22 protein-coding genes and 2 pseudogenes are annotated in these 18,871 nt (G+C 32.9%); 17 read left to right on the top strand and 7 right to left on the bottom strand.

Annotated features, from left to right (window positions below):
- Positions 1 to 206: 206 nt before the first annotated feature.
- The 7 genes and pseudogenes from AC1RPW_RS03110 to AC1RPW_RS03080 all read left to right on the top strand — a co-directional run.
- Positions 207 to 1,100, top strand: a pseudogene (locus AC1RPW_RS03110) (peptidoglycan D,D-transpeptidase FtsI family protein); the annotation flags it as partial.
- A gap of 108 nt (positions 1,101 to 1,208) precedes the next feature.
- Positions 1,209 to 2,282 (top strand): penicillin-binding transpeptidase domain-containing protein, encoded by a 1,074-nt coding sequence (locus AC1RPW_RS03105; RefSeq protein ID WP_481762408.1) that lies wholly within the window; start codon positions 1,209 to 1,211, stop codon positions 2,280 to 2,282.
- 167 nt (positions 2,283 to 2,449) lie between these two features.
- The gene (gene rpmG / locus AC1RPW_RS03100; protein WP_057973409.1) at positions 2,450 to 2,599 is read left to right on the top strand and encodes a 50S ribosomal protein L33; all 150 of its coding nucleotides are present in this window, start codon (positions 2,450 to 2,452) and stop codon (positions 2,597 to 2,599) included.
- Between the two features lie 110 nt (positions 2,600 to 2,709).
- Positions 2,710 to 3,384, top strand: a complete 675-nt coding sequence (locus AC1RPW_RS03095) for a rhomboid family intramembrane serine protease (RefSeq protein ID WP_481761227.1) — start codon at positions 2,710 to 2,712, stop codon at positions 3,382 to 3,384.
- A 20-nt stretch (positions 3,385 to 3,404) separates the two neighbouring features.
- A complete protein-coding gene (locus tag AC1RPW_RS03090; RefSeq protein ID WP_409022657.1) occupies positions 3,405 to 3,605 on the top strand; it encodes a YqgQ family protein in 201 nt (66 codons plus the stop codon).
- Between the two features lie 31 nt (positions 3,606 to 3,636).
- Positions 3,637 to 4,602: an ROK family glucokinase gene (locus tag AC1RPW_RS03085; protein WP_481761402.1), complete on the top strand. Its 966-nt coding sequence runs from the start codon at positions 3,637 to 3,639 to the stop codon at positions 4,600 to 4,602.
- A 20-nt stretch (positions 4,603 to 4,622) separates the two neighbouring features.
- The gene (locus AC1RPW_RS03080; protein WP_481761228.1) at positions 4,623 to 5,030 is read left to right on the top strand and encodes a rhodanese-like domain-containing protein; all 408 of its coding nucleotides are present in this window, start codon (positions 4,623 to 4,625) and stop codon (positions 5,028 to 5,030) included.
- A 47-nt stretch (positions 5,031 to 5,077) separates the two neighbouring features.
- On the opposite strand, the gene AC1RPW_RS03075 is transcribed toward AC1RPW_RS03080, so the two are convergent.
- The gene (locus AC1RPW_RS03075) at positions 5,078 to 5,254 is read right to left on the bottom strand and encodes a DUF3042 family protein (RefSeq protein WP_409022655.1); all 177 of its coding nucleotides are present in this window, start codon (positions 5,252 to 5,254) and stop codon (positions 5,078 to 5,080) included.
- Positions 5,255 to 5,380: 126 nt separating this feature from the next.
- Between AC1RPW_RS03075 and AC1RPW_RS03070 the strand changes: the two genes are divergently transcribed.
- The 8 genes from AC1RPW_RS03070 to AC1RPW_RS03035 all read left to right on the top strand — a co-directional run bounded on the left by AC1RPW_RS03070 (position 5,381) and on the right by AC1RPW_RS03035 (position 12,746).
- A complete protein-coding gene (locus AC1RPW_RS03070; RefSeq protein WP_481761229.1) occupies positions 5,381 to 6,118 on the top strand; it encodes a glycerophosphodiester phosphodiesterase in 738 nt (245 codons plus the stop codon).
- Positions 6,119 to 6,120: 2 nt separating this feature from the next.
- The gene (gene miaA / locus AC1RPW_RS03065; protein WP_481761230.1) at positions 6,121 to 7,053 is read left to right on the top strand and encodes a tRNA (adenosine(37)-N6)-dimethylallyltransferase MiaA; all 933 of its coding nucleotides are present in this window, start codon (positions 6,121 to 6,123) and stop codon (positions 7,051 to 7,053) included.
- Positions 7,054 to 7,065: 12 nt separating this feature from the next.
- Positions 7,066 to 8,319, top strand: a complete 1,254-nt coding sequence (locus tag AC1RPW_RS03060) for a methionine gamma-lyase family protein (protein WP_481761231.1) — start codon at positions 7,066 to 7,068, stop codon at positions 8,317 to 8,319.
- Positions 8,320 to 8,419: 100 nt separating this feature from the next.
- On the top strand, positions 8,420 to 8,809 hold the full coding sequence (locus tag AC1RPW_RS03055; RefSeq protein ID WP_481761232.1) for a MerR family transcriptional regulator: 390 nt from the start codon (positions 8,420 to 8,422) through the stop codon (positions 8,807 to 8,809).
- 25 nt (positions 8,810 to 8,834) lie between these two features.
- A complete protein-coding gene (gene glnA, locus AC1RPW_RS03050; protein ID WP_409022650.1) occupies positions 8,835 to 10,178 on the top strand; it encodes a type I glutamate--ammonia ligase in 1,344 nt (447 codons plus the stop codon).
- Between the two features lie 151 nt (positions 10,179 to 10,329).
- On the top strand, positions 10,330 to 11,214 hold the full coding sequence (locus AC1RPW_RS03045) for an exonuclease SbcC (protein ID WP_481761233.1): 885 nt from the start codon (positions 10,330 to 10,332) through the stop codon (positions 11,212 to 11,214).
- The gene (locus AC1RPW_RS03040; protein ID WP_481761234.1) at positions 11,214 to 12,146 is read left to right on the top strand and encodes a hypothetical protein; all 933 of its coding nucleotides are present in this window, start codon (positions 11,214 to 11,216) and stop codon (positions 12,144 to 12,146) included. Before AC1RPW_RS03045 ends, AC1RPW_RS03040 begins: the two co-directional genes overlap by 1 nt.
- 57 nt (positions 12,147 to 12,203) lie before the next feature.
- Positions 12,204 to 12,746 carry a dUTP diphosphatase gene (locus AC1RPW_RS03035; RefSeq protein WP_481761235.1) on the top strand — a complete coding sequence of 181 codons (543 nt, stop codon included), beginning with the start codon at positions 12,204 to 12,206 and terminating at the stop codon, positions 12,744 to 12,746.
- A gap of 278 nt (positions 12,747 to 13,024) precedes the next feature.
- Here AC1RPW_RS03035 and AC1RPW_RS03030 read toward each other — a convergent pair whose 3' ends face one another.
- From AC1RPW_RS03030 to AC1RPW_RS03020, 3 genes are all read right to left on the bottom strand, one after another.
- Complete coding sequence (locus AC1RPW_RS03030) at positions 13,025 to 13,294, bottom strand: hypothetical protein (RefSeq protein ID WP_481762174.1); 270 nt, start codon at positions 13,292 to 13,294, stop codon at positions 13,025 to 13,027.
- A 144-nt stretch (positions 13,295 to 13,438) separates the two neighbouring features.
- Positions 13,439 to 13,810: a transporter gene (locus AC1RPW_RS03025; RefSeq protein WP_409022645.1), complete on the bottom strand. Its 372-nt coding sequence runs from the start codon at positions 13,808 to 13,810 to the stop codon at positions 13,439 to 13,441.
- A gap of 77 nt (positions 13,811 to 13,887) precedes the next feature.
- Positions 13,888 to 14,154, bottom strand: coding sequence for a SemiSWEET family transporter (locus AC1RPW_RS03020; RefSeq protein ID WP_481761237.1), 267 nt, complete (start codon positions 14,152 to 14,154; stop codon positions 13,888 to 13,890).
- A 1,280-nt stretch (positions 14,155 to 15,434) separates the two neighbouring features.
- On the opposite strand from AC1RPW_RS03020, the gene AC1RPW_RS03015 reads away from it, so the two are divergent.
- Both AC1RPW_RS03015 and AC1RPW_RS03010 read left to right on the top strand, forming a co-directional pair.
- Positions 15,435 to 16,409, top strand: coding sequence for a hypothetical protein (locus AC1RPW_RS03015; RefSeq protein WP_481761239.1), 975 nt, complete (start codon positions 15,435 to 15,437; stop codon positions 16,407 to 16,409).
- An 8-nt stretch (positions 16,410 to 16,417) separates the two neighbouring features.
- Complete coding sequence (locus tag AC1RPW_RS03010) at positions 16,418 to 16,981, top strand: hypothetical protein (RefSeq protein WP_481761240.1); 564 nt, start codon at positions 16,418 to 16,420, stop codon at positions 16,979 to 16,981.
- Between the two features lie 22 nt (positions 16,982 to 17,003).
- Here the strand turns inward: AC1RPW_RS03010 and AC1RPW_RS03005 are convergent.
- The 3 genes and pseudogenes from AC1RPW_RS03005 to AC1RPW_RS02995 form a co-directional block, all read right to left on the bottom strand.
- Positions 17,004 to 17,597: pseudogene (locus AC1RPW_RS03005) on the bottom strand (IS3 family transposase); the annotation flags it as partial.
- A 116-nt stretch (positions 17,598 to 17,713) separates the two neighbouring features.
- A complete protein-coding gene (locus tag AC1RPW_RS03000) occupies positions 17,714 to 17,995 on the bottom strand; it encodes a putative quinol monooxygenase (protein WP_481761241.1) in 282 nt (93 codons plus the stop codon).
- Between the two features lie 119 nt (positions 17,996 to 18,114).
- Entirely contained in the window at positions 18,115 to 18,819 is a 705-nt protein-coding gene (locus AC1RPW_RS02995) for a DUF4352 domain-containing protein (RefSeq protein ID WP_481761242.1), read from the bottom strand.
- Positions 18,820 to 18,871: the final 52 nt, after the last annotated feature.

The following is an 18,871-nucleotide window of genomic DNA, read 5'->3' as shown; positions in this document are numbered from 1 at the left end:
GTAATAAGAATAGCATATTTGGGACTTTACCGCATAAATCAGCAGCAGATAAAAATATATTTAATCTGATTATTAAAGTTTTTATTATAATATAAATTGTTAGCCTGTTTATTGGGCCAATGAATCTTAAAAATGTGGTAATATGGTAAATGATATATTTATACGAATTAAAAGACTAATAATGATACAGTGAGAGGTAATTAAACGTGAAACTTCCAAAAACAAAACAAGGTCGAAGCAAACAAAATAAATCACATATTCCATTTAGATTAAATTTCCTGTTTTTTATTGTTTTCCTACTTTTTGCAGCATTACTGGCGCAGTTAGCCTATTTACAAATTTTAAACGGAGCTTCATTTGAAGCGACAGTTAATAGTACGGATACGACAACAGAAACTAAGAATGTACAGCGTGGGATGGTTTATGACTCAACAGGTAAGGTTCTAGTTGGTAATAATTCTTCTCGAGCAATTACTTATACAAAAGGATCAGGTATCCTATCGCCTGATTTATATAAGATAGCTAATAACTTAGTAACCTATGTCAGTATTGATACGAGTAAATTAACAGACCGCAATGCTGCTGATTACTACTTAGCGGATAAGGGGCATTTAAAAGCTGTCACTGCTGCTGTAAAAAAAGAAAAAAATTTAACATCTGCTGAGTTAAACAAATTATCAACTACTGATTTTAATACATTGACAGTAGCATATGCTGTTAAAAATAACATTGATTCATTAACTGATGAAGAAAAAGAAGCTGCTACTGTTTTTGGGAAAATGACGGGTGCTTATTCATTATCAACTGTTTACTTAAAAACCTCTGATGTTTCCGATAAGGAGATGGCTGAAGTAGGTGAACATTTATCAGGGATGAATGGGATTAAAATAGGAACTAACTGGTCACGAAGTTACCCAAATGGTAAAAGTATGAACAGTATCATCGGAAATGTCACTAGTGAAGCTACTGGGCTACCTAGTGATAGCGTGGAAACGTTAATGACTGAAGGTTATTCACGAAATGATAGTGTTGGTCAGAGTTATTTAGAAAAACAATATGAAGATGTTTTAAAAGGAACAAAGTCACAAACTAAGGTTGAAGTGGCTAATAGTAAAATAGTAAAACAAGTACAAGAATATAGTGGTAAAAAAGGTGATAATCTCGTCTTAAATATTAACGCTAAATTCCAAGCTCAAGTTCAAAAGATTATGAACGATAGTGTGAAATCAATTGCTGGAAGCAATCCTTATAATCCAGGGGCCTACGCAGTTGTCATGAACCCAAATACAGGTGCCGTTTATGCAATGGCCGGTGTTAATCGAAATATTAAAACAGGTAAGATTACGGATGATGCTTTAGGGTCGATTAATCAAGTATTTACCATGGGTTCTGTTGTAAAAGGTGCTACGGTTATGGGAGCTATGATGGATGGGGCAATTACACCAACTAGCAATACCATAACTGATGAACCTATTAAGCTTGCTGGGACAGCTCCTAAGTCATCATGGTTTAATACATCTGGTTCAGCTAACGTTGCGTTAACAGCTTCTGATGCATTAATGGTTTCTTCTAACTCGTACATGATGCAGTTAGCAATGAGAGAAGGCGGATTCAAATATTCAAGTGGTTCTTCACTGGATATGTCGAATTCAATTTTCCCCAAAATGCGTGGTTACTTTAATCAATTCGGACTTGGTATCAAAACAGGTGTTGATTTACCTGGTGAGTCAACTGGTTTTGAGGGTGTAGCTAACCAAACAAATATTGGTAAAGCACTTGATTTATCTTTCGGAAATTATGATTCATATACAACTATTCAATTAGCGCAATACATGTCAACGATGGCTAATGGTGGTACAAGATTACAACCACAAATTGTAAAAGCGATTCGTTCAACAAATGAGGATGGTTCTTTAGGTTCTGTTCAAACTGAAATGACACCTAATATTTTAAGTACAGTTAACGCAACAAAATCAGAATTTGATGTTGTTCAATCAGGATTTTATAAGGTTGTTCATGGATCAAGTTCATTGAGAACTGGGAATGCGATGAGTGATGTAACACCATCAATTTCAGCTAAAACAGGTACTGCTCAAACATTCTATGGAACATCTGAAACTGAAGCACTTAGTTTGGCTTCATATGCACCTTCTAACAAGCCTAAAGTGGTCGTTGCACTCGTTTTCCCTGGAATGGCTAATAATACAGGTAGTGCTGTGAATGGTCAGGCAGCAGTTTCAATTTATTCAGCATTTTGGAAAACTGTTGAATCTGATAAATAATATTAAGGAAATAAGTCATCTAATACCTGATTTTATTGCTGTAAAGTAAATTTCCTTAACAAATAAAAAAAAACACTAGCGTTTACTTATTAATAATGATATTATATAAGACGTTAAAGACTAATTGTCTTATGAAATTATGAAGAAATATATGGAGGGTTGCAACCATGCGTGTACACATTACATTAGAATGTACGGAATGTCATGAACGGACATACCTATCAAGTAAAAACAAACGTAATAATCCAGATCGTGTTGAGCTTAATAAATTTTGCCCACGTGATCGTAAGGTTACTTTACATCGCGAAACAAAATAACAACGGGAATTTTCCTGTTGTTTTTTTGTTTTAAATAACTTTTATACTAGTTGAAATAAAATCTTGTAAACGTTATTTTGTAAATTTTTATATGAAATAAGGAGCTATCTATGAATTTGGCAAAATACAAAAATACACCATTTATGACGTACTTTTTTATTGGATTATCAGCAATTGTTTTCATCGCAATGACACTTGCTGGTGGTAGTCAAGACACAAATGTATTAATTGAATTTGGCGCTAAATATAATCCACTGATCATGGACGGCGAGTGGTGGCGATTATTTAATCCCATATTTTTACATATTGGATTTGAACATATTGTCCTTAATATGGTTACATTGTATTTTATTGGTATCCAAATTGAGATGTTATTTGGTCATTGGCGTTTTACAGGCATTTATTTGCTTGCTGGAATTGCTGGCAATATTGCAAGTTTCACGTTCAGTCCAGATACTATTTCGGCAGGCGCTAGTGGTGCTATTTTTGGTTTATTTGGGGCATTCCTAATGTTAGGTGATAATTTTAGAAAAAGTGCCTATTTTAGACAAATGTCGCAGCAATTTTTACTATTCATTGTGTTAAATCTTGCGTTTGGGTTTATGTCGTCAAGTACAGATAATGCAGCTCATATTGGCGGTATTTTATCTGGATTCTTAATCGCAACGACTGTAGGCGCACCAAGATTGGCACGAATCAGTCATATTAAACAGATAGCTGCATTCGTTATTTTAATTATTATCAATTTAATTCTGATTAAAATTGGAATTTCTAATAGTATCTAGTTTAAGGTGGTGACCGTTAATTGAAAAATTTGTATGATGTCCAACAACTATTGAAACAATTTGGTGTGTACGTTTATGTTGGTAAACGTATGTGGGATATTGAATTAATGGCATTGGAATTAGATAATTTACATCGATCAGGAGTGATTGATGACAAAATCTATGCTAGAGCTAAAATTGTACTATCTCATGAACATCGAGTTGAAGAACAAAATAATTGAGAGTGTAAGTGGAGGAATTTGAATAATGGTAATTGAAAAAAAATTAATTGGTGTCGACTTAGGTGGCACAACAGTTAAATTCGCTATTTTAACTGAAACAGGCGATATTCAACAAAAATGGAGTATTGAAACAAACGTTCTTGATGAAGGCTCACATATTGTGCCAGATATCATTGCTTCAATTAATCACCATATCAGACTATTTGATATGACTGCTGATCAATTCGTTGGAATTGGTATGGGCTCACCAGGTACAGTAAATCGTGCAGATGGAACTGTTATTGGTGCATATAATTTGAACTGGAAAACATTGCAAAATGTTCAAGCAGATATTGAATCCGGTACACAAATTCCATTTGCTATTGATAATGACGCCAACGTTGCTGCTTTAGGTGAACGTTGGAAAGGCGCTGGCGAAAATGATGATGAAGTTGCCTTCATCACGCTTGGAACTGGTGTTGGTGGCGGTATTATCGCTAACGGTGCATTATTACATGGTGTTGCTGGTGCTGGTGGCGAAGTTGGACATATTACAGTTGAACCTAATGGCTACATGTGTACTTGTGGTAAGCATGGTTGTTTAGAACAATATGCTTCAGCTACTGGTGTTGTACGTGTAGCTCGTGATATGGCTGAAGAGTTTGCTGGCCAATCAAAATTAAAAGAAATGTTAGATGACGGACAAGAAATTACATCTAAATTAGTTTTTGATTTAGCTAAAGAGAATGATGTTTTAGGTAAAATGGTCGTTGATAAGGTATCGTATTATCTTGGACTAGCTTGTGGTAACTTAGGTAATATGTTAAATCCAGCATATATTGTTATCGGTGGCGGTGTTTCTGCTGCTGGAACGTTCCTATTAGATCAAGTTACTAAATACTTTAAACAATTTTCATTCCCAACAGTTCGTTCATCAACATCATTAAAATTAGCACAATTAGGAAATGAAGCTGGCGTTATTGGTGCCGCTTCACTTGCTCGTCAGTTTATTAAATAATAATTGAGGGGAGAACTAGTATGATTTTAGGAGCAGTAAAGGTTAGTTTAATAATTAATATCATTTTGATTATTATTTTAGTTGGGTTAGCTGGTAACCAATTTTATCTTTGGTATATGGGTCGCCGTGCAGCTAAATTAGTAACAAATGAAGAATTTAATGAAGGTATGCGTAAGGCGCAAGTTGTTGATTTACGTGAAAAAAGTGAATTTGATGCTTCTCATATTATGGGAGCAAGAAATATTCCCTATTCTCAATTTAAAACAGCGATTGGTGGTTTAAGAAAAGATTTACCTCTTTACTTATATGACCAAGGTAAATCGATTAGTACTCGAGCAGCCTATAAATTACACAAACAAGGCTATACAGATATTACTATTTTGAAAACAGGTTTTTCAAAATGGGATGGTAGAACAAAAAAACGCTAAAAAGAAAAAGCATTGAGGAATGAAAATTCTTCAATGCTTTTATTAGTTTATGAATGGTGTGATGAACGGCTCTTACGTGTTGCACGTTTACGGTTTTCTTCAATCATTTGTTCTTTTTCTTCGATGGGTGCAACAACAGTTTTTTTAAAGGCAAAGACGCTACCAACTAATGCGCCTACAGTTGCAGCAGTTCCGACTAAGAAACCTTTTGAAAAGTTTTTCATTATGTAGACCTCCTTATTCATTTGACATCTTTATTATGACTTATTCAATCTAAAATTGCCACTAAAAGCACCGCTATTTTACGATTAATGATATAATAATTTTTGAAAGTTAGGGGTGACTTGTATATGCAGACCAAAATTTATGCGCATCGCGGAAGTAAGGGAACCAGACCAGAAAATACGTTAGTTAGTTTTCAGGCCGCAATAGATGCAGGAGCCGACGGCATTGAGACTGATGTTCAGTTGTCTAAAGATGGTGAACTAATCATTATGCATGATGAAAAAATTGATAGGACCACAAATTTAACAGGTAAGGTAGTAAATCTGACACTAGCGGAATTAAAAAAAGCAGATGCAGGAATTAAATTCAGTTCTGACTATCAAGGTGAACAAATTCCAACATTAAAAGAAGTAATTGAGTTGTTAAAAGATAACAACTTTAAAGGCACTTTTAATTTAGAATTAAAAACGAATCATATAGAATACCAAGGTATAGAAGAACTTGTAAATAAACAAATGGAACAATTACCATCAGATATTCATCTTTTGTATTCTAGTTTTAATCCAAACTCAATTCGTAGAATGCAAAAAATTAATCCTGATGCAGAATTCGCGAGTTTATTCCAATTTAAAATTAAAGAGTCGCGTCAATTGGCTAAGCATCATTTAATCACTAGCTTACACCCTGATGTGACCTGGCTGAGAGAACGACATGGCTTATTTTGGCCAAAGCTACTGATTCGCCCTTGGACAGTTAATTCAGTTAAGGATATGACTTATTGTTTTAAAAAGAAATATGATGCCATTTTTACAGATTTTCCTGCAAAAGCAATAGAAGTACGAAAAGATATTCAAGGAGATTAGAAATGACGCAAAAAGTATTGTTAATTGTTGGGCCAACTGCAGTTGGTAAAACTGATTTATCGATAAAATTAGCAAAAAAATTTAATGGTGAGATTATTTCAGGCGATTCTATGCAAGTTTACCGGAAATTAGATATAGGGACGGCTAAAATTACAGAAGATGAGATGGATGGAATTCCACATTATTTAATTAATCACAAGAATAGTGATGAACGTTATTCAGTCGCTGATTTTACAGTCGAAAGTCGCGCAGCAATTAGTGATATTGCCTCTAGAGGGAAATTACCAATAATTGTTGGTGGGACCGGATTTTATTTACAGGCATTACTTGATAATTTTCAATTGGGAACAGATAATGACGACGATTTAAATTTAAGAAAAGAATTACAAGAACGTAGTGAAAAAATCGGTCCTGAGGCACTTTGGCAAGAATTAGAAAGCTTAGATCCAAATGCAGCATTAAAAATTCCAGTTAATAATACGCTACGAGTAATCAGGGCATTAGAGGTTATTAAAAAATCAAATCAATTGTTTTCGGCGCAAGCGGATCAAAAAACGGATGAGTTTAACCCCTTTATTATTGGGTTATCGACTGATAGGTCAGTGCTATATGATCGGATTAATCGTCGAGTTGACCTTATGATTGGTTCCGGGCTGATTGATGAAGCAAAATGGCTTTTTAACCAAAAAACCAATGATTTACCAGCTAGTAAAGGTATTGGATATAAAGAGCTATATGCTTATTTTGAAGAAAAACAATCACTTGATGAAGCGACAGAGTTAATAAAACGCAACTCAAGGCGTTACGCAAAACGACAATTAACTTGGTTTAGAAATAAAATGGCAGTTAACTGGTTTGATTTAATCGAGCATCCGGAACAACTAAGTAAAATAGAAATACAAATAGTGGATTGGTTAAAAGGACAAAAGTCATAAGGAGAAGAATATATGCAAAAATGGATAGATAATTTATCACAGGAGTTAGCAAATGTTGTAGGAGAAGTTGATACTCAAATTGAACCAAGACTAAAAGAAATTGATGAACAGGTTTTGTTTAACCAACAAAAAGTCTTGGAAGCTTTTAAGAAAAATAATGTTTCTGAAACATATTTTGCCGGATCAACAGGATATGGATACGACGATATCGGCCGCGATGGACTTGATCGTATCTATGCAGATGTTTTCAAAACAGAAGCGGCAATGGTGAGACCACAAATTGTTTCAGGAACGCATTCAATTTCAACAGCCCTTTTTGGTATGTTACGACCAGGGGACGATTTATTATATATTACTGGGATGCCATACGATACGATTCAGGAAGTTATTGGTATTTCTGGAACGGGTATTGGTTCAATGAAAGAATATGGTATCGGGTTTGATTACGTCCCATTAACGGCTGACAATCATATGGATTCTAATGGTTTAAAAGAAAAGTTAACGGATAAGGTTAAAGTTGTTGCAATCCAACGTTCTCGTGGGTATGCAACTAGAGATAGTTTTATGGTATCTGAAATTGCTGAGATGATTAAAGAAGTTCGTAAAATTTCAAAAGATGTGATTATTTTTATCGATAACTGCTATGGTGAATTTTCTGAAACAATTGAACCAACAGAGGTAGGTGCTGATATCATGTCAGGGTCACTAATTAAAAATGCTGGTGGTGGTTTAGCTAAAACGGGTGGTTACATCGTTGGACGTGCTGATTTAATTGAAAAAGCTGGTTACCGCCTAACAACACCTGGTACTGGTAATGAAGAGGGCGCCACCTTAAATGTTATGAGAGATTTTATTCAAGGGTTCTTTTTAGCACCTCATGTAACAGGTGAGGCAATTAAAGGTGCTATCTATACGAGTGCATTACTTGAAAAAATGGGATTAGATGTGTCACCAAAATGGGATGCACCAAGAACTGATCTCATTCAAACGGTTAACTTTGGTAAACCAGAACCAATGGTTAAGTTTGCTCAAGCTATCCAACGTGAATCTCCCGTTGATGCATATGTTGAACCAAAACCAAGTGATATGGCTGGTTATGAAGATAAAGTTATTATGGCTGCGGGTACTTTTGTTGAAGGTGCTAGTGTCGAATTGTCAGCTGATGGTCCAATAAGAGAACCTTATACGCTTTATGTTCAGGGTGGGTTAACGTATGCGCATGTTAAGTTAGCAGTTACAGCTGCAGTTGAAAAAACATTCTATTGAACAATCGACTGTAAGCTATGTTATAAAATCTAACATTGTACGTTGACAGTCATTTATTTCCTTGTTACTATAAGGATGTAATTAAAAAGGAGGCTTGTTTATGAAAGAGAAGGAACTCAGACGATCATTAGCGGTATTACCAATTGGAACGGTAATGAAATTAACGGACTTAACGGCTCGTCAAATTCGTTATTATGAGGAGCAGGAGTTAATTATGCCCCAAAGAAATGATGGTAATCGCAGAATGTATTCACTGAATGATATTGATAAGTTATTTGAAATTAAAGATTATTTAGATGAAGGCATGAATATGGTTGGCATTAAAGAAATTTATTTTGAAAAGGAAGCACAGGCTAAAAAGCAACGCAAATTGTTAGAAAAGCCTTTGACAGATAATGATGTTAGACATATTTTTCAAAATGAATTTCTTTCAGTTAGTGGACTTAAAAATCCTGACGATCCTTCTTTTAACACAAACAAGCGTCTATAAATTATAAATACTGAGGAGAGATAAAATGGCAAAAGCTGCATACACTAAAGATGACATTGTTACAATGGCAAAAAAAGAGAACGTTAAATTTTTAAGACTTATGTTTACAGATTTATTCGGAATTATTAAGAACGTGGAAGTTCCGATTAGCCAACTAGACAAATTATTAGAAAACAAATTAATGTTCGATGGTTCTTCAATCGACGGATTCGTTCGAATCGAAGAAAGTGATATGTACTTATACCCAGATTTATCAACTTGGATGATTTTCCCATGGGAACATGAACATGGAAAAATTGCGCGTATTATTTGTGAAGTTTATAACGCTGAACGTAAACCATTCCAAGGTGATCCAAGAAATAACCTTATCCGTGTCTTAAAAGAAATGAATGATTTAGGGTTTACTGAATTTAATATTGGACCTGAACCAGAATTTTTCTTATTTAAATTAGACCCTATAACGGGAAAACCTACAACACAATTAAACGATAAAGGTAGCTATTTTGATTTAGCACCAGTTGATTTAGGTGAAAATTGTCGTCGAGATATCGTGTTAGAACTTGAAAACATGGGTTTTGATGTTGAAGCTTCTCATCATGAAGTAGCACCTGGCCAACATGAAATTGATTTTAAATACGCAGATGCTTTACAAGCCTGTGATAACATCCAAACATTTAAATTAGTCGTTAAAACGGTAGCTAGAAAACATGGTCTACATGCGACATTTATGCCAAAACCATTGAATGGAATTAATGGTTCAGGGATGCATATTAATATGTCATTATTTCATAAAGATGGTAATGCATTCTTTGATGAAAAAGATAAGATGCAATTATCTGAAGATGCCTACCACTTCTTAGGTGGTTTATTACAACATGCACGTGGTTACACAGCAATTACTAATCCAACAGTTAACTCATATAAACGTCTTGTCCCTGGATTTGAGGCACCTGTTTATGTTGCTTGGTCTGGACGTAACCGATCGCCATTAGTTCGTGTACCAATGGCTCGTGGGTTATCAACTCGATTAGAGTTAAGAAGTGTTGATGCAACTGCTAATCCTTATCTTGTTATTGCGGCTATTTTAGAAGCAGGACTTGATGGACTTAGAAATAAAGTTGTACCACCTGCATCTGTTGATAGAAATATTTACGTAATGAACCGTCAAGAACGCCAAGATAATCATATTAGTGACTTACCATCGACACTACACAATGCCATTAAAGCATTGGAAAAAGATGATATCATGGAAAAAGCAATGGGTCCTCATTTATATCCAAGCTTTATTGAAGCCAAAAAATTAGAATGGGCTGCTTACCGTCAAGAAGTTTCTGAATGGGAAAGAGATCAATATTTAGAACTTTATTAAAAAAAGTGTAATAAAGGTTTGAAATGACTAACTAAATGATTGATAATGAAACTAGGACAAGTAAAATTGTTTTAGTTTTTTTGATTATGCAAAGAAAAATCACAATACATAGTAAAAAAAATAATCATTAAATATGAATAAGGGGTAAACTATGATAAAAGACAATCAATTTAATTTATCGGATCACAGTGAAGCTACAAACAATATCGAACGCACTCTATCTAAAAAAGTTGAGTACTTAAATCAACTTAGAGAGGCGATTAAACAAGAAGATGATCGATTAGTTTATCAACTCATTAACCAATCTCGTTACGCACAACTAGTGTTAAAGAAAAGAAGCGTTTCGGAATCTGCCATTCAAGAAGAGTTGGTCATTAAAGATTATCCACAAATTCAACAATATTTAAGTTTGAAACTTATCTCATATTTACGTGATACGTATCCATTCTTCTATTTTGAAGAAATGGAAGTTGGAAAATTCAAAATTCATTTTGGTAATTGGTGGGATCGAAAAGAATTTGGCTATTTAGACGTTTTAAATGTTGAATTTAAATTTGATGAAGAAGAACTAGCTAAATTAGCTAAGTCTTTTGAATTGGAAGAAACGAATAAACGTGTTAATACAGATAAAATTAATCAAATATCAATTCAAAATAAAGAACGTCAAGAATTAGTTGATTCTCAGGATGAACGTGACGCTGAAAAAGACAAAATTCGCGAAGATATGAAACGTAATTCACAAGAAAAAGGGCGTCCTTGGGATGCTGGACGTATTCGTGAAGAACGTCGCGTGTTAAAAGAAAGATTAACAGAGTTAACTGAGATGGATGAAAAAGCCAGCAGTGCATATCAAGATATTAAATCAAGTGAGACTGATGTTTTAAGTTTAGCCAAAGAAGATACGTTGATTGGTTATGAAAGACAAAGTGTTATTGGTATATTTGGTGATTTTGAAAAATTCACTAAACAAAATGATGCCTTATATTACAGTTATTTATCTCACTTAATTAGTCAAAAAGGACAGGTGACTGAATAATGGCTGAAAAAGAAAAGCAGTTAGTTTCTACAAAATCGCGTTTAGTAAACTTTAATGAACAAATTAAATTAAGTCTGAACAATGGGATTAAATTTACGGAAACATTAGATGTTTTAATGAATACCCAGGATAAAGTTGAGTTGATTGATGCCGCAATGAGTTTGATGGGTTATCAACTTGACACTAATTATTTAACATTCCCGCAAAAATATAGTGCTGCAGATTATTGTTTACTCTTCTTTAACCGTTTAATGGACTTGCATGATAATGAAACGGCTATTTTACACTTCTCAGAGCCTAGAAAAGCACTTGTCCATGAAATACCTGGGATTAATGTCGTAGATAGTTTTTCCTTTAAAATTGATGATAATGATGGCGCTTATTATGTTGCACAAGAATCAGGAGAATCTTTATTTTATTTAAATTTACGTAAAAGAATGATTCGAATTAATAGTACAGCTATTACAAATGTCTTAATTGTTAGTTACTTGGAAAAATTAGACGCAAAATCGATTAAATATCTTGAAATGATGTTAATTGATTTTGCGACGTATTTAAAAGAAGATTATGGATTTAGCGTTGATCTTAATCTATTGGATTCAGGTAATCCAGCAAGATACGAATTGTCTGAAGATATACTTAAACGAAGTGTTATCGATGAATTATTTGTACTTGCTTCAGAAAATGAGTTAATGGTTGAAGCAGGCGCAAATAATAGTGCTGTTTTAAAATTAGCTAAATCTGAAATAACAATTTATGATCAACAACAAATGGGTGAGAGTGATAATGAAAAATGGGTCGTTGCTGTTATGGATGCTGCCCAAGAAATTTCATGGTTCGATATTTTGTTGAATGAACCTTTCATTAGAAATTGGTACTTGAATAATATAAATGAATTAAGTATTAAATCAGATCCCTTGATTTTTAAATAATAAAAAAATGTCTGTCCGTTAGTTACTAGTGGGCAGATTTTTTTGGAGGAAAATTTAGTGAACTTAACAGATATGATCCAAATGGAACGAAGCTTTGATCGGGATGTTATTCAAGATAAAAAAATTAGATGGAGTCCTGAAGAGAGATTGTTTAACGCCTATGTGAGCTTGGATGTTGAACTATCAGAATTAGCCAACACGGTTGAATGGTTTAAAGTCTGGAAAGAAAATCGTGGACAAAAAATGGAAAAAGGCAAAACGCATGAAGAGACAGTACTCTCAGAATATGTTGATGCAATGAGTTTCTTTTTTAATATTGCCAATCAAAATAAATGGACCTATTTATTATTAATTAGTGACGAAGAGATGGATGATTTTGCAAAAAAGCCTATGACAATGTCATTGAATAAAGTCTTTTTATCGTTAAAATTAATGATTTCTAAAAGTTTATTTAGTCATAAATTAGAAGATTTTAAACATGCTTGGCATCTTTTTATTAAATTCGGGTTAGTTGATTTAAAATTGTCTTGGAATGATATTGAAAATGAATTTGTTAAAAAAAATATGGAAAATATTGAAAGACAAGAAAATAATTATTAATTAAAACAGTCTTAAATTGGAGCTAACCAATAATATTGGACAAAAATTTAAGCAGGTTACTGAATTTTAAGAGCTTGGTATCGTATTATTAGTAATTAATTTACAACTGAGCGTCGTAAATAAGGAATCATTAATAATTCGTATTTTAAATTTTAATAAAGAAAAGCCTTCGACATTGGATTTTTGTCCAATATTGAAGGCTTTTTTGTGTTAATAACTGAATAACAGTTTTTATTTGAATGAGACTAATCTCTTTTAAAATTAACTTAAGTAAAAAATCAAGAACCAGTATCAAAATTAAAATCAGCACCATCTTCAGATTCATGAATATGAACGTCTTTAGCAGACGAAGTACTATCATTAATATCAAAGCTCTCAGAAGAAGATGTCTTCTTAGTAGATGATGAAGATTCTTTAGAAGAATCTTTGGCCTTAGAAGATGAGGCCTTTGTGTTGGATGATGCAGACGACTGTTGAGAAGAAGAGCTATTTTTGTTAGAACTGGAATCAGAATTATAACTATATTCGCAAGCAGACAATAGTAGCATTGATACGCTTAGAACCCCTAGTAAGCTAATAAATTTTTTCATTTTAAATCCCCCAATATTTTTATGGTGCAAAGCGAGCAGTAGGAATCGCACCTACTAAAAGTATCTATACGCTCGTTAGAAATTTATGTTAAATTTTGTTTATTAGTGCTTAGCAGGAGCTTGTTTGAGTGTGAAAACTGCTGCAATGATTAATAAAATAAATGTAGGAAGGGCAAAAACCATTGATAAAAGAAATAAACCGCAACCAATAATACCAAGAACATGGCCAGTAATAGAGATATCAGCTTTTCTTGATTGAACAAGTGCAACAATGTGAAGAATAAGGCCAATTCCTAGCATAATATAAAAGAAAATAGCTGTACCGCTAGTTAAGGTTGATGTTCCAGAGACAGCGTGTGATGTTACAGTAGATTTATTGATACCAGTTAAAATAACGATAAGCCAAGAAAAGGCTACTAATATAGTATTTATGATATCGAAAGTACCTGCTGCAGTGTTAATTTTTAGTTTCATGAAGAATTCCCCCGTATGGAGCTTTTAACGTGATTCCCTATCTGCACGTAAGTATTCTATTTTATGTATATGATATTTTATAAGGCAGTGAAGAAAGCGATGGCGCCTAGAAAGATACCCGGTACGTTTGCAAAGAATATAGGCCAGTCTTTATTTTTACCACATACGCCATAGACAGTCCAAAATATGCAATTAATACAGGCAACCAAGGGCTGAACAGGATTACCCTGGCTACCATTAAGGTTGGAAATGATTTGTGGGATGTATGAGACATACATTAAGATAGATAAAATACTTGCAAACTTCCCGATTTTTTCTAGAGTGCTATCATTTAATAATTTCATTCTAATTCCTCCAAACTTTTTTATGCCTCTCTATAATAACTAATTATCAGTTATTCTACAAATTATAACAACTGGGAGTAGGTAAAAATGTTTGGTGTTGGTGAAAATAAACTTGTGGATGATTTTTATTATTAAAATGCATCAAAATTTTCTTGGGTGATAAATTAATTATTTAAATGAAGGCTAGGTATTTGTTTAGGTTAATATCTTACTAATTCAGAACTGTTATTGTAAACTCAGTATTTTGTTTTTAACTAATACTGACTATTTATGAAATTGCTGGATCTGAATAGCAAAGCTATAGAATGTTGAATAAATGATATTTAAATAGTGGTACATTCAGTAGAAACTATAGGACTAATAGTTTCTGTTAACAGATGACTACGTATCAAAAAAATTTACAGGGATGAGTTAATGCGTTGCTCTAATCAGAATGACGTTCCTCAGATGATTATCAAATTTAACAATAATTTTTCTTATAAAGGTAGCGCAGTTATTGATACTATTCATGAGTTGACCATTTAGGAGAAGAATGAAGTAATCAGAGAAATTACACTACTTGAGTTTCATTAATGATTTAGATAACATAAAACCCACTTAGTAAGGTGACTTATACATACAACTATTACTCTGACTGGCAATGATTATAACAAACGTAAAGGGGGAAATGCTATATCTTCATTTAACGAACTATTCCCACAAGTCAATGAAAAATCTACAATTAATAAGGTTAAACGTTTTTTTAAAGTATGGTTACCAAAAATGCAGAGATATAGTCAGAAGGATATTAGCGGAATTAAGTCGCCAATTATCATGGATATGCCTAAAAAGTACCTCAGGGAACAATCAACACGAAGAGACCATAACTAAACGTATCTATGCTGAGCAAGTTATTAATAATGTTCTAGTAGCTTTAAAGAGTTGTGACACTATTAGTAGAAAAATATTAATAGATGTCTATATTGCAGAAGATAATAAATAAAATGATATTGAAATGGATGATTTAGGATATGAAAAGACGAGATACAGTTTTTACAAGAATCGAGCATGCTTACAGTTTGCTGATTCATTCTTAATTGAAGACTTACATGATTTCAAAAAGTGAACATTTAGTGAACAAATTGAAGTGATTAATCTGTTATATTAGTAATATGATATTTTGATATCAGTTATTAATCTCTAATCCAAATATTTATACACACATGAGAAAGGTATTGTTTACCTGTCTTTTTTATTGTTTAATAATAGAGCGAGTATAAATTATTTGGAGGAGTAACTATTTGGACAATTATTATGTATTTAAATTAAATTTAGCACCAAATATAATTAGAACTTACGTTGAAAGAAAATCAGAAGGTTGGAAACAGCTTAAACATAATGTAATAAAGGATGATCTAACTAATAGTTTTGGAATACCTAATGGATTTGAAAGGGGAACATATTTAAATTTTATTTTTAAGGATACTGATGTTAAAGAAGAATTATCCAAATCTATAGAATATACAGAATTTGTTGCTCAATCTAAAAAAATAGAAGAGGAATATTTTGCTGTTATAGAAAACTATGAAAAAAATTCGGGCATTTTATGGACAAAAGAATTTTTGGGCGTTACAAAAGTTGAAATGAGAACAAAAATGGACAAATTACTTAAAAAATATCCATTTTTAAAAGAATCATTAGATGATGTTTTAGAAGATGATATAATAGGCAACTTAAAAGGGTACGGACGTTACGGACATGGTCGTAAAATGATGCTAGAGGCTAGAAAAATAATACGGTATATTCAGGATAAAGAATATATAAATGCTGGAGTGAATTTTTTTTATGAATTGGAAACTGAAAAAATTTTAATTTCTACTAATGACAAAAGTTTGAAAGAAGCTATTAGTATGTCTGAAAGAATAGAATCATTTATAAATACAGCAGAAAATACCAATATGGGTGCTGTATCAGTTAATGCAGTTCAAGATAGCGTTAGCATTAAGCAAGATTATGCAAGAGTAACAGTACATCTTGTCTATCCTAATGGTGCCCAGCAAGTTGAAGATAGGGACCTTGCTAGTCGAAAACGTATAAATGCTGAAGATGTGAAAAAAATATATAGTGCCCCTAGAGGAGAAAAAGTAAATACAGTAGAGTTAAGTAAACAATTGGGTGAAGATGCTAAGCGAGGATACCTTAAATCGATAAAACATAGGGCAATGAGTATAATGAAAATTGTACCTGTAATAGTTAATAAAAATTTTCATAAATAGGTGATAGTATGGTAGATAATAAATCATTGATGAGAGCATTATGGACTTCAAAACGAGCAACTATATGCAATATATACTCTAAAATTGGAATTTCGATAAATGTAATATTTACAATAATATATTTATTTTTTCCGGATATTATTAATGTTAATTATGAAGTTTCAAGCTTATTGGGTATTTCTGTTACCGGATTATCTTTTACATTCGCATTATTTGTTGCGGTTAAAAGTATCTTTGATATAGATAATTTAGGACACATATATTTAGTTTCTAAAACAGATACTCAATTAAAAAACGTATTTGTTGAAATATTCACACCATTTATGTGGACTTCATTTTTATGGCTAACCATAGTTGGAATATCAATTAGTACTATGTTAATATCATTTGAAACCTTTATTGATTTTGAAGTAATTTTGTATTTGAAAGGAATAGTTTTAATTTTAGTATTTACGGCGTCTTTGAATATTTTTGGGCTTATTTTAGACATCATCCGAGATACTCAAAAAAAGGCTATAGAGGCTGGAGAAGAAGAAGCTGAGTCAATAATAAAAAATAATAAAATGAAGTGAACCCTAAATATTGGACGAAGCTTTATGCAGCATTCTGGGTTATAAAAATTCGGTGTTCAACCGGGCTTTTACAACCCAATTTTATTTTAATTCGTGAAAAATTATAGTCATTTATCCAAACCGGTACTTGTGAAACTAGTGTTTCATATGTATCGGTTTCTTTTTGATAGAAAGCTTCAGCTTTCATAATATGGAAAAAGCTTTCCATGGCAGCGTTATCTAAACATGTTGCTTTACGTGACATACTCTGAAAAATACGATATTTTTTGAGAATAGTAACCCAATTTTTGTGTTGATATTGGAATCCTTGGTCAGAATGAATCGTCGTTCGATAATTTAAATCTTTTGGGATTTTTGCAATTGCTTGTTTCAAAACCTTTGTTGTAAATTTAACTGTTGGATGTTTACTAATCTGATGACTTAGAATTTTGCCTGAAAACAGATCATAAATACAGGTGAAATGGGCCCGTTCATCGATTGTTTCGTCACCCCAACGGACTTCTGTAACATCTGTTGCTAGTTTTTGATAAGGTCGGTCCGAAAAGAAACGGCGATTAATCAGGTTTTTAGAAACGGTACCAACTTTTCCTTTATACGAGTTGTATTTGCGTGTCTGGCTGAAATTGAAGTAGCTCCCATAAATTAAATCTCCTTAAATTTTTAAAATTTTGTAGCAATACGACCAATGAGCCTTGCACTCATAGCCAGCTTAACTGGTGGTCGAAAGGGTAGTTAGGCGTCCATTACAATAACTTGTAATTCTTCAGTTACAAATTGATTGATGCCTGCTAAAAATTCTTTAAAATAAGTTGTTTCATTGTGGAAGTTAACTGCGTCTTGGTCTTGCCAATGCTCAATTATTGCATAACGATTGTTGGCACCTAATTGTTTAAAATGATTGTATGAAATATTACCAGATTCTTTTTTTGATTGCGTCACTAGAGGATCAATAAAATGTTCATATTCTGTAATACAATTTTCATTAACAACTAAACTAACATTAAAAACTTTCATGATAATATTCTCCTTTTTAGCTTTTAACGTGATTCCTATGCACGTAGATAAACAAAAACGAGCAGCAGGAGTTGCACCTGCTTGAAGTATCTATACACTCGTTAAAATTAGTTAAATATTTATTCCCAAGTTGAGTCCCCGTAAGTGACAGAGAACGGACCAGCATTAGAAGTTGTAAAGTATAATGTCATTACAGCTTTTTTTCCGGCAGCTATTGAATTTGGAATATTACCAGAGTAAGTCTCTGAATTAAATTCCCCAATAGTATCATCACTATCATAGACGTCAAACTTTTGACCATTGAAATCTAGTGGACCTGTACCATTATTTTGAACGGTTACTTTAACAGCAACTTGTGTATCACCGGATTTAACATCATTTAAAGGAACTGACGTTTCTTTTTCAGCAGAGTCAACGGTTATCTTTGAGTCGTCAGTTAAATCTACAGAATCGCCAAAAGATGAAGTAGATTCTGAATCGGATTCATCATCAGTGTATGACTCATCGTCAGATTCTGAATCAGATTCAGATTCATCGTCAACATATGAATCATCATCGTCATCATAACTAGAATCATCATCTGATTCTGACGAGTCACTAGCACTTGACGATCTAAAATTAGACGATGAACGCGCTGACGAATCTTTATCAGATGTTACCGACATCACGCTAAAAGAAATAATTGATATGCCTAAACCGGCAATCAATAAAATTAGTGGTATTAAATTAGAAGCTTTATTACCCCAAGCTACAATAAACCAAGTTACACCTGTAAAAAAAACAACTAAACCAATAAGAAAAATAATTGTAAATGTAGTACTCATGAATATATTTCCTCCGAAATCTATATCTCTACTCCTAGAAATATGATAAAAT

This window comes from Dellaglioa sp. CoH-55-MRSF-8, assembly GCF_056782195.1.
The sequence above is the reverse complement of the archived record's forward strand: the minus strand, read 5'-3'. Positions and strand labels throughout refer to the sequence as shown.